Here is a 3,236-nt window from a genome sequence, read left to right on the forward strand (position 1 = left end):
TTGTCTCAGAACCAACACAGTGGACGCGAGCCTCTATGGACAAGCCCTCGGCCTATTAGTACCGGTCACCTCCACCCATTACTGGGCTTCCAGATCCGGCCTATCAACCCCGTCATCTCCAGGGAGCCTTACCCTCTCAAAGGAGGCAGGAGTCCTCATCTCGAAGCAGGCTTCCCGCTTAGATGCTTTCAGCGGTTATCCTTCCCGAACGTAGCCAACCAGCCATGCCCTTGGCAGAACAACTGGCACACCAGAGGTCCGTCCGTCCCGGTCCTCTCGTACTAGGGACAGCCCTTCTCAAGACTCCAACGCGCGCAGCGGATAGGGACCGAACTGTCTCACGACGTTCTAAACCCAGCTCGCGTACCGCTTTAATGGGCGAACAGCCCAACCCTTGGGACCGACTCCAGCCCCAGGATGCGACGAGCCGACATCGAGGTGCCAAACCATCCCGTCGATATGGACTCTTGGGGAAGATCAGCCTGTTATCCCCGGGGTACCTTTTATCCGTTGAGCGACGGCGCTTCCACAAGCCACCGCCGGATCACTAGTCCCGACTTTCGTCCCTGCTCGACCCGTCAGTCTCACAGTCAAGCTCCCTTGTGCACTTACACTCACCACCTGATGACCAACCAGGCTGAGGGAACCTTTGGGCGCCTCCGTTACCATTTAGGAGGCAACCGCCCCAGTTAAACTACCCACCAGACACTGTCCCCGATCCGGATCACGGACCCAGGTTAGACATCCAGCACGACCAGAGTGGTATTTCAACAACGACTCCACGAACACTGGCGTGCCCGCATCACAGTCTCCCACCTATCCTACACAAGCCGAACCGAACACCAATATCAAGCTATAGTAAAGGTCCCGGGGTCTTTCCGTCCTGCTGCGCGAAACGAGCATCTTTACTCGTAGTGCAATTTCACCGGGTCTATGGTTGAGACAGTCAAGAAGTCGTTACGCCATTCGTGCAGGTCGGAACTTACCCGACAAGGAATTTCGCTACCTTAGGATGGTTATAGTTACCACCGCCGTTTACTGGCGCTTAAGTTCTCAGCTTCACCACACCGAAATGTGACTAACCGGTCCCCTTAACGTTCCAGCACCGGGCAGGCGTCAGTCCGTATACCTCGCCTTACGGCTTCGCACGGACCTGTGTTTTTAGTAAACAGTCGCTTCTCGCTGGTCTCTGCGGCCACCCCCAGCTCACACCGAAAAGGTGATCACCAGAAATGGCCCCCCTTCTCCCGAAGTTACGGGGGCATTTTGCCGAGTTCCTTAACCATAGTTCACCCGAACGCCTCGGTATTCTCTACCAGACCACCTGAGTCGGTTTAGGGTACGGGCCGCCACACACCTCGCTAGAGGCTTTTCTCGACAGCACAGGATCATCCACTTCACCACAAACGGCTCGGCATCAGGTCTCACCCTTCAACGGTGCACGGATTTACCTACACACCGGGCTACACCCTTACCCCGGGACAACCACCGCCCGGGATGGACTACCTCACTGCGTCACCCCATCACTCACCTACTACAGACTCGGACCGTCGGCTCCACCACTCCCCTACACTCCGAAGAGCTCAGGGCGGCTTCACGGACTTAGCATCACCTGACTCGATGTTGATCGCTGCATAACGGGTACCGGAATATCAACCGGTTCTCCATCGACTACGCCTGTCGGCCTCGCCTTAGGTCCCGACTTACCCTGGGCAGATCAGCTTGACCCAGGAACCCTTAGTCAATCGGCGCACACGTTTCTCACGCATGTATCGCTACTCATGCCTGCATTCTCACTCGTGAACCATCCACAACTCGCTTCCACGGCTGCTTCACCCGGCACACGACGCTCCCCTACCCACCCACACACCCGTTAGGGCTCCCATGTGAGTGACACGACTTCGGCGGTGTACTTGAGCCCCGCTACATTGTCGGCGCGGAATCACTTGACCAGTGAGCTATTACGCACTCTTTCAAGGATGGCTGCTTCTAAGCCAACCTCCTGGTTGTCTCTGCGACTCCACATCCTTTCCCACTTAGCACACGCTTAGGGGCCTTAGTCGATGCTCTGGGCTGTTTCCCTCTCGACCATGGAGCTTATCCCCCACAGTCTCACTGCCGCGCTCTCACTTACCGGCATTCGGAGTTTGGCTAAGGTCAGTAACCCGGTAAGGCCCATCGCCTATCCAGTGCTCTACCTCCGGCAAGAAACACACGACGCTGCACCTAAATGCATTTCGGGGAGAACCAGCTATCACGGAGTTTGATTGGCCTTTCACCCCTAACCACAGGTCATCCCCCAGGTTTTCAACCCTGGTGGGTTCGGGCCTCCACGAAGTCTTACCTCCGCTTCACCCTGCCCATGGCTAGATCACTCCGCTTCGGGTCTTGAACACGCTACTCAACGCCCTCTTCGGACTCGCTTTCGCTACGGCTCCCCCACACGGGTTAACCTCGCAACATGCCGCAAACTCGCAGGCTCATTCTTCAAAAGGCACGCAGTCACGACACCACATGCAAGCATGTGATGCGACGCTCCCACGGCTTGTAGGCACACGGTTTCAGGTACTCTTTCACTCCGCTCCCGCGGTACTTTTCACCATTCCCTCACGGTACTATCCGCTATCGGTCACCAGGGAATATTTAGGCTTAACGGGTGGTCCCGCCAGATTCACACAGGATTTCTCGGGCCCCATGCTACTTGGGTGGCTCCCAAACGAGCCGCTGACATTTCAGCTACGGGGGTCTTACCCTCTACGCCGGGCCTTTCGCATGCCCTTCGCCTACATCAACGGTTTCTCACTCGCCTCATGGCCGGCAGACCATGACAGAAAGCTCCCACAACCCCGCATGCGCAACCCCTGCCGGGTCTCACACACATACGGTTTAGCCTCCTCCGGTTTCGCTCACCACTACTCCCGGAATCACGGTTGTTTTCTCTTCCTACGGGTACTGAGATGTTTCACTTCCCCGCGTTCCCTCCACACCGCCTATACATTCAGCGGCAGGTGACAGCCCATGACGACTGCCGGGTTCCCCCATTCGGACACCCCCGGATCACAGCTCGGTTGACAACTCCCCGGGGTCTATCGCGGCCTCCCACGTCCTTCATCGGTTCCTGGTGCCAAGGCATCCACCGTGCGCCCTTAAAAACTTGGCCACAGATGCTCGCGTCCACTGTGCAGTTCTCAAACAACAACCAGCCACCCACCACCCCACAGGCACAACCCGCAAGT

1 rRNA gene is annotated in these 3,236 nt (G+C 57.2%); it reads right to left on the reverse strand.

Annotation, left to right across the window (positions count from 1 at the left end):
* Window positions 1-35: 35 nt before the first annotated feature.
* A 23S ribosomal RNA gene (locus tag DTL70_RS32425) occupies window positions 36-3,160 on the reverse strand.
* Window positions 3,161-3,236 lie beyond the last annotated feature (76 nt).

It is taken from the genome of Streptomyces diacarni, from assembly GCF_003323715.1.
Classification (GTDB): domain Bacteria; phylum Actinomycetota; class Actinomycetes; order Streptomycetales; family Streptomycetaceae; genus Streptomyces; species Streptomyces diacarni.